Annotated in this window: 7 protein-coding genes, 1 pseudogene and 1 riboswitch; of the genes and pseudogenes, 1 reads left to right on the top strand and 7 read right to left on the bottom strand. The window is 66.4% G+C overall.

All coding sequences use genetic code 11. The features are described 5' to 3' along the window. Positions 1–842, bottom strand: a pseudogene (locus Q7T84_RS00275) (excinuclease ABC subunit A); the annotation flags it as partial. Positions 843–1,010: 168 nt separating this feature from the next. Beyond that, the gene (locus Q7T84_RS00280) at positions 1,011–2,231 is read right to left on the bottom strand and encodes a dipeptidase (RefSeq protein ID WP_304805558.1); all 1,221 of its coding nucleotides are present in this window, start codon (positions 2,229–2,231) and stop codon (positions 1,011–1,013) included. Positions 2,232–2,452: 221 nt separating this feature from the next. Here Q7T84_RS00280 and Q7T84_RS00285 point away from each other — a divergent pair, with 221 nt between their 5' ends. After that, positions 2,453–4,042 carry an ABC-F family ATP-binding cassette domain-containing protein gene (locus Q7T84_RS00285; protein WP_304805559.1) on the top strand — a complete coding sequence of 530 codons (1,590 nt, stop codon included), beginning with the start codon at positions 2,453–2,455 and terminating at the stop codon, positions 4,040–4,042. Positions 4,043–4,086: 44 nt separating this feature from the next. On the opposite strand, the gene Q7T84_RS00290 is transcribed toward Q7T84_RS00285, so the two are convergent. From Q7T84_RS00290 to Q7T84_RS00310, 5 genes are all read right to left on the bottom strand, one after another. Beyond that, on the bottom strand, positions 4,087–4,503 hold the full coding sequence (locus tag Q7T84_RS00290) for a PaaI family thioesterase (protein WP_304805560.1): 417 nt from the start codon (positions 4,501–4,503) through the stop codon (positions 4,087–4,089). Position 4,504: 1 nt separating this feature from the next. Next, complete coding sequence (locus Q7T84_RS00295; RefSeq protein WP_304805561.1) at positions 4,505–5,008, bottom strand: 6,7-dimethyl-8-ribityllumazine synthase; 504 nt, start codon at positions 5,006–5,008, stop codon at positions 4,505–4,507. Between the two features lie 98 nt (positions 5,009–5,106). Beyond that, positions 5,107–5,276, bottom strand: a riboswitch (FMN riboswitch). Positions 5,277–5,366: 90 nt separating this feature from the next. Beyond that, positions 5,367–5,810, bottom strand: a complete 444-nt coding sequence (locus tag Q7T84_RS00300; RefSeq protein ID WP_304805562.1) for a flagellar basal body protein — start codon at positions 5,808–5,810, stop codon at positions 5,367–5,369. Positions 5,811–5,821: 11 nt separating this feature from the next. Then, positions 5,822–6,142, bottom strand: coding sequence for a rod-binding protein (locus tag Q7T84_RS00305; RefSeq protein ID WP_370653597.1), 321 nt, complete (start codon positions 6,140–6,142; stop codon positions 5,822–5,824). Further along, a partial coding sequence (locus Q7T84_RS00310; RefSeq protein ID WP_304805563.1) for a flagellar basal body P-ring protein FlgI occupies positions 6,142–6,699 on the bottom strand: 558 nt, incomplete at its 5' end. The genes Q7T84_RS00305 and Q7T84_RS00310, both read right to left, overlap by 1 nt.

Below are 6,699 nucleotides of genomic sequence, written 5' to 3' on the forward strand. Positions count from 1 at the left end.
GGGTTGTTGAATGAGAACAGCCGCGGTTCGATCTCGCTGATGGTGAAGCCGGAGACCGGGCAGGCGAACTTCTCGGAGAACAGCATCCGGCGCGGCTCGGCCTCGCCCTCGGCCTTGTCGGCCCACTCAGCGACCGCGATGCCGTCCGCCAGCTTCAGCGCCGTCTCCAGGCTGTCGGCGTAGCGGCTTTCCAGGCCGTTCTTGGTGACCAGCCGGTCAACGACGATGTCGATGTCGTGCTTGAACTTCTTGTCTAGGGTCGGGGCGTCCTCGATCGGATAGAACTCGCCGTTGATCTTCAGGCGCTGGAAGCCCGACTTCTGCCACTCGGCGATTTCCTTGCGGTACTCGCCCTTGCGGCCGCGCACGACGGGGGCCAGCAGGTAGAGCCGCTCGCCCTCTGGCAGGGCGGTGAGCTTGTCGACCATCATCGAGACGGTCTGGCTCTCGATAGGCAGACCGGTCGCCGGTGAGTAGGGCACCCCGACCCGGGCCCACAGCAGGCGCATGTAGTCGTGGATCTCGGTGACCGTGCCGACCGTCGAGCGCGGATTGCGGCTGGTGGTCTTCTGCTCGATGGAGATGGCCGGCGACAGACCCTCGATAAGGTCGACATCCGGCTTGCTCATCAGTTCCAGGAACTGGCGCGCATAGGCCGAGAGACTCTCGACATAGCGGCGCTGGCCCTCGGCATAGATGGTGTCGAAGGCCAGCGAGCTCTTGCCCGATCCCGACAGCCCGGTCAGCACCACGAGTTCGCCGCGCGGGATGTCCACGCTGACGTCTTTGAGATTGTGCTCACGCGCGCCGCGCACGCGGATGAAGTTCAGCTGTTCGGCCATGTTTTTCCGGAAACGCTCTCGACCGCCGATCAGCTCAGCGGGCCTCGCCTAATGTAGTTCCGAGACTCACCGATAACACAGGAACATTGTGTGAACAAACGAGCCGCGGCGGTTTAACGCGCCAATCTAACGCCGGCTCCGCCAAAACATGTCAGCAGTCTGACACGCCTATTTCGCTTTCAGCTCGTCGGCCTGCTTCAGGACTCGCAGCGTGTTGCCGCCCCAGAACTTGGCCAGGTCTTCCTTGCTGAACCCGGCGGCGATCAGCCGTTCGGTGAGGGCCGGGAAGTAGGTGACGTCCTCGAAGCCCGCGATGCCGCCGCCGCCGTCGAAGTCCCCGGACACGCCGATGTGGTCCTTACCGGCCACCTGGGCGGCGTGCAGGACGTGCGCCACCAGATCGTCCATATTGGCGCGCGTCGGCGGATACTTGGCGTCGATTTCCTGCCGGGCCTTGACGTAAGCCTTGAGCTTGTCCGGCGCGACGTCGCGTGGCGAGCCATAGGTCTTGGTGAGTTCGGCCAGGGCGGCGCGGCGCGGCGGATTGTCTGGGATGTCCTTCATGTAGCCGGAGAAGGCGTTGATCTGGATCACCCCACCCTTGGCCGCCAGCTTGCGCAGCAGGTCGTCGGGGATGTTGCGCGGGTGGTTGTAGATCGCCCTCACGCCGGAGTGGGAAAGGACGATCGGCGCCGTGGACAGATCCAGCATCTGGTCCAGCACCTGGTCGGAAGCGTGGCTGGCGTCCAGCAGTATGCCCAGCCGGTTAGCCTCGGATACGAACTGCTTGCCGCTGGCGCTCAGGCCGCCGTGGATCGGGCCCTTCGGATCGGTGGCTGAGTCGGCCAGGTCGTTGTTGGCGAAATGGACCGGGCTCATCATCCGCACGCCCAGGTCATAAAACGTCTTCATCAGGGTCAGGTCGCCGGCCACCGGCTGGCCGTTCTCCATGCTGATATAGACGAACCGCTTTCCGGCCTTGGAGATCGCCTCGGCGTCCTGCGCCTTGGTGGCCAGGGCGAAGACGTCGCTGTTGGCGGCGACCATCTCGTGGATCACCACGCCGCGCATCAGCGCCTTGTCACGGGCGGCCTCGTTGCCGGCCTTGGTGTTGGGGCCCTGGGCCGTGAAGATCGCAAAGAAGCCGCCGTCGACCCCGCCCTCGACCATGCGCGGATAGTCGACCTGGCTGCCGGTCTCGACGCTGTTGCGCTTGCGGATGTCGAAGCTGTCCACCGCCTGGTTGGCGGGGGTGTCGAAGTGGGTGTCGAGGACGATCAAGCTCTCATGCAGGGCCTTGGTCGCCGGGCTGACTTTCAAAGGGGCTTGCGCAAACACCGGCGCGGCGCTGGCGAGCAGGATCGCGAGCGGAAGACCAAACTTGAACACGATACGCCTCTCCCCGAAATGAACTGGGCGAACCTTCAGCATTCCGGCGAGGCGGCGCAAGCTTCAGTTGCGGTCGATCCGTGCAGATGAGCAGGCGAGGTCAAGTTTGCGCCAGCCTGCCTCAGCCCCTATATCGACGGCTTAGCTGAAGGAGACCGCGACCATGGAAAGCGCCACGGACAACCAACTCGTCCTGAACGCCAACCCGCCCATGGTCCAACATGTCTTCCTTCATCACGCTCGACGGCCTCTCCTACAAAACGCCTGAGGGCCGCGGCCTCTTCGACAATCTGACGCTCGCCTTCGGGGCCGAGCGGACCGGCCTGGTGGGGCGCAACGGCGTGGGCAAGACCACGCTGCTGCGCCTGATGCTGGGCGAACTAACGCCGGCTGCGGGGGCGGTAAGCGTGCGCGGCCGGGTCGGCGTGCTGCGCCAAGCCCTGGCTCCGCCGCTGGATGCGAGCCTGGCTGACGTGCTGGGCGTCTCCCAGCCGCTTACGCGGTTGTCACGGATCGCGGCCGGCCATGGTGACGAGGCCGACTTCGCCGAGGCCGACTGGTCGCTGGAGGCCCGGCTGGAGGCGGCGCTGGCGCAGGTCGGTCTGGCTGGCGTTGATCCGGCGCGGCCGGCGGCTTCGCTCAGCGGCGGCCAAGCGACCCGCGCGGCCCTGGCCGGGGTGCTGGTGCAGGAGCCCGACATCGTCCTGTTGGACGAGCCGACCAACAATCTGGACGCCGGGGCCCGCGCCTTGGTCGCCGAGTTCCTGGCGGGCTGGAAGGGCGGCGCGGTGGTGGTCAGCCATGATCGGACGTTGCTGCGCCAGATGGACCGCGTCGTCGAACTGAGCGGGCTGGGCGCCAAGACCTATGGTGGCGGCTACGATCTCTATGCCGAGCGCAAGGCCGAGGAGGAGGGGGCGGCGGTCCGCGATCTGGAGCACGCCGAGCGCGCCATGGCCCGGGTCGGCCGCGAGGCCCAGGTCGCTCGCGAGAAGAAGGCCAAGCGCGATGCGTCCGGTCGCCGCTTCGCCGCCAAGGGTTCAGAGCCCAAGATCCTGTTGGGCGCCCAGGCCGAGCGGGCGGAAAACTCGGCTGGGCGGGAGAACATGCTGGCCACCCGGTTGCGTGACGACGCCGCCGCGGACCTGGCCGAAGCTCAAAAGCGAGTCGAGCGGCTGCGGCTGTTGGATTTTGAATTGCCATCGTCGCGGCTGCCGGCTGGCAAGTCGGTGTTGGTCTTCGATGAGGTCGCCTTCGCCTATCCTGGCGCGTCGCCGATCCTCTCAGGGCTGTCGTTCCGCCTGACCGGTCCTGAACGCCTGGCGATCACAGGCCCCAACGGCTCGGGGAAATCCACCGTGATCCGGCTGGCGACCGGAGAATTGACGCCGACCGGGGGCCGCATCGAACTTGGCGCGCGTTCGGCCCTGCTCGACCAGCAGACCGCGATGCTCCGGCAGGACGAGACGCTGATCGAGGCCTTTCAGCGGCTCAATCCAGACGCTGGCGTCAACGCCGCCTACGCCGCGCTCGCGCGGTTCCTGTTCCGAAACACGGCGGCGGAGAAGACCGTCGCCTCGCTCAGCGGCGGCGAGCGTCTGCGCGCGGCCCTGGCCTGCGTGCTGATGGCGCAGCAGCAGCCGCAACTGCTGATCCTGGACGAGCCAACCAATCACCTCGACCTCGACTCGATCGCCGCCATCGAGGCGGCGCTGCGAGGCTATGACGGGGCGATCCTGGTGGTCAGTCACGATCCAGACTTCCTCCAAGCCATCGGCGTGGAGCGCCAGATCGAACTTCGATCTGAATAGGACGCGCGTGGCGGCCGCAGACGTCGTCTGCGGCCGCCGGTGCGTCAGGCCGCTTTCCGCATCACCTTGAACACCCCGTTGGCCCGCGCGCAGGGTTGGCCGTCGGCGGTGACGAAGGCCTGGGCGAAGGAGAGCGAGCCGCCGTTCTTCACGAAGGCGGTGGTGAACTCCAACCATTGACCGACCTGGGCCGAACCCAGGAAGTCCAGGGTCAGGTTGACCGTGACGAGGCTCGCCTCACCGCCGAGGCGGTGAGAGCAGGACAGCCCCATGGCGTTGTCGGCCAAGGCGCTGATCAACCCGCCGTGGACGAAGCCGCGACTGTTGGTGTGGGCGGCCTGAGCCATCAGGCCCAGGATCACCGCATCCTCAGTCCTGCGGCTGTAGAGCGGCTCCCATGGATCGGTTACCGGGCTTTGCCGGTAGTGCCGCTCAAAGCCTGCGGGGATGGGCTGGCCCATCTCACGCCGCCGCGGCCAGCTTGGCGAGGCTGGACAGGGTCTTGGCGCAGGCCTGGGCCGCCTCCGCGCCCTTGGTCAGGAAGTGCTCGCGGAAGAAGGTCTGGTGGATGTCGTGCTCGTGGAAGTGATGCGGCGTCAGCACCACCGAAAACACCGGCACCTCGGTGGTGAGCTGAACCTGCATCAGTCCGGAGATCACGGTGGAGGCCACGAAGTCGTGGCGATAGATGCCGCCGTCGACCACCAGACCGGCCGCGACGATGGCCGCATAGCGCCCGGTCTTGGCCAGGGTCTGGGCGTGCAGGGGAATTTCGAACGCGCCGGGTGTCTCGAAGCGATCGATGGCGGACTCGTTGAAGCCGAGATCCGCGATCGCGCCGATGAAGCCCTGATAGGCGTTGTCGACGATTTCGCTGTGCCAGCCGGACTGGACGAACGCGATGCGCGCCAGACGGAAAGCGCCATTGGCGGTGGGGACTTCGAAGTGGGTGACAGCATGGGTCATGGTCAGATCCCTGAGTTGGGGCAAAAACCACGACTCAGGGAGACGCAAGCAGCGGCCTGTGGATCTCCAGGCGCGAACGCACGGAGCAGGACCGTCACTAGCGGTTCTCATAACCGGACTCTAACCGTCGGCTCCGGGTTCGCACCGGAATCTGCTGTCCCTGACGGGCCTTTCGGCCAACCAGGCGCCCGCGGGCTTGTGCATGGACCCTTGCGAGCCTTCCGCCATCACCGCCGGTGGGGACTTTCACCCCGCCCTGAGAACGCGGCCGCCGGAACGGCCCGGCGACGCAGACAGGCTAGGCCCAAATGTGGCGCTCAAACAAGTGTTTTAATCGCCCGGTCGGCGGTTCGCCCTTTCAGGCCCGCTTGTTCAGGGTGATGGAGGTGGCCGGCGCGGGCGCGGAAGCAGCGCCCCCTTGTCCATAGCCGGCTCCGGTGGTGCGCTGGGCGGCGACCTCGTCGGCGATGGCGCGGACCAAGCCCTCGCTCACGGTCTTGGCGGCCTCGAGGGCTCGGCCTTGGCGGGCGAGCACGGCGTCGAAGGCCTCGGTAGCGCGGATCAGACGGGTGCGCTGCGCCAGCGGGGCGCTGGCCACCATGTCCGGATTGGCGCGAACCCGAGCCGATTCGTGGCGATAGACGTTGGCGAGCTTGGAGGTCTCTTCGATATTCTGGGTGGCGTCGCGCGGCCGGCGCTGCTCGAAGGCCAGGGCGTCGTGAGCGATCAACTCGGTCAGGCGCTCGGTCAGCACGATCAGTTGTTCGACGCGGTCGGCCGCGTCCGTGGCGGAGATCGCCATGACTAAGTCTCCTAACTCAAACCTTGAAGCTTCAGCATTTCCTTGCCGACTGTGTCGGCAAGACCGACCCCGCCGGAGCGCACCATCTGCTTGGCCATGGCGTCGCTCATGAACGATTTGAACGCCGCCTCGCCCTGGCCGCCGCTGTAGGGGGCCTGCGCGCCGACGTCCTTGAACATCTCGTTCAGCATCACCGACAGGAACGAAGCCTCGAAGTCCTTGGCGGTCTTTTTGATCTGGTCGCGCTTGGCCAGTTCGGCGGCGCTGGGCTGGGCCGCCAGGTCGGCTGGACCCTTGGCGGTCGGCAGGGCGAGGGCGGAGGTCAGGTCCATCACATCACCTCGATATTGGCCTGCAGGGCGCCAGCGGCCTTGATGGTCTGCAGGATGGAGATCATGTCGCGGGGCGTGACGCCCAGCGCGTTCAGGCCCGACACCAGGCTCGACAGCGAGGCGCCGTCCCGCAGGGTGATGAACTGCTTGCCCGTCTCTTCGTCCACCTGAACGTCGGACTGCGGCACGACCACGGTCTGCCCGCGGCTGAATGGAGCCGGCTGGCTGACCGCCGGGCTCTCGCGGACGGTGATGGTCAGGTTGCCCTGGGCGATGGCGACAGTGGAGATGCGCACGTTCTCGCCCATCACGATGACGCCAGCGATCTCGTCGATCACCACCTTGGCCGGTCCGTCGGTGTCGACGGTCATGTTCTCGACCTGCGAGAGGAACGAGACCATGTCCATGCGGCCGGGAGGCGTGATGGTGATGATGGTGGGATTGTCGGCCCGCGCCGCGCCGGGGAAGCGGGTGTTCACGATGTCGGCGATCTTGCGTGCGGTGGTGAAGTCCGGATTGCGCAGGGTCATCCGCATCTGGCCCATATTGGCCAGTTG

The organism is Phenylobacterium sp. (genome assembly GCF_030654915.1).
Classification (GTDB): Bacteria; Pseudomonadota; Alphaproteobacteria; order Caulobacterales; family Caulobacteraceae; genus Phenylobacterium.

Bases quoted from the DNA above. Each gene is read 5' to 3' on its own strand.
- Q7T84_RS00285 (WP_304805559.1), top strand. From the start codon at position 2,453: ATGTCTTCCTTCATCACGCTCGACGGCCTCTCCTACAAAACGCCTGAG.
- Q7T84_RS00290 (WP_304805560.1), bottom strand. From the start codon at position 4,503: ATGGGCCAGCCCATCCCCGCAGGCTTTGAGCGGCACTACCGGCAAAGC.
- Q7T84_RS00295 (WP_304805561.1), bottom strand. From the start codon at position 5,008: ATGACCCATGCTGTCACCCACTTCGAAGTCCCCACCGCCAATGGCGCT.
- Q7T84_RS00300 (WP_304805562.1), bottom strand. From the start codon at position 5,810: ATGGCGATCTCCGCCACGGACGCGGCCGACCGCGTCGAACAACTGATC.
- Q7T84_RS00305 (WP_370653597.1), bottom strand. From the start codon at position 6,142: ATGGACCTGACCTCCGCCCTCGCCCTGCCGACCGCCAAGGGTCCAGCC.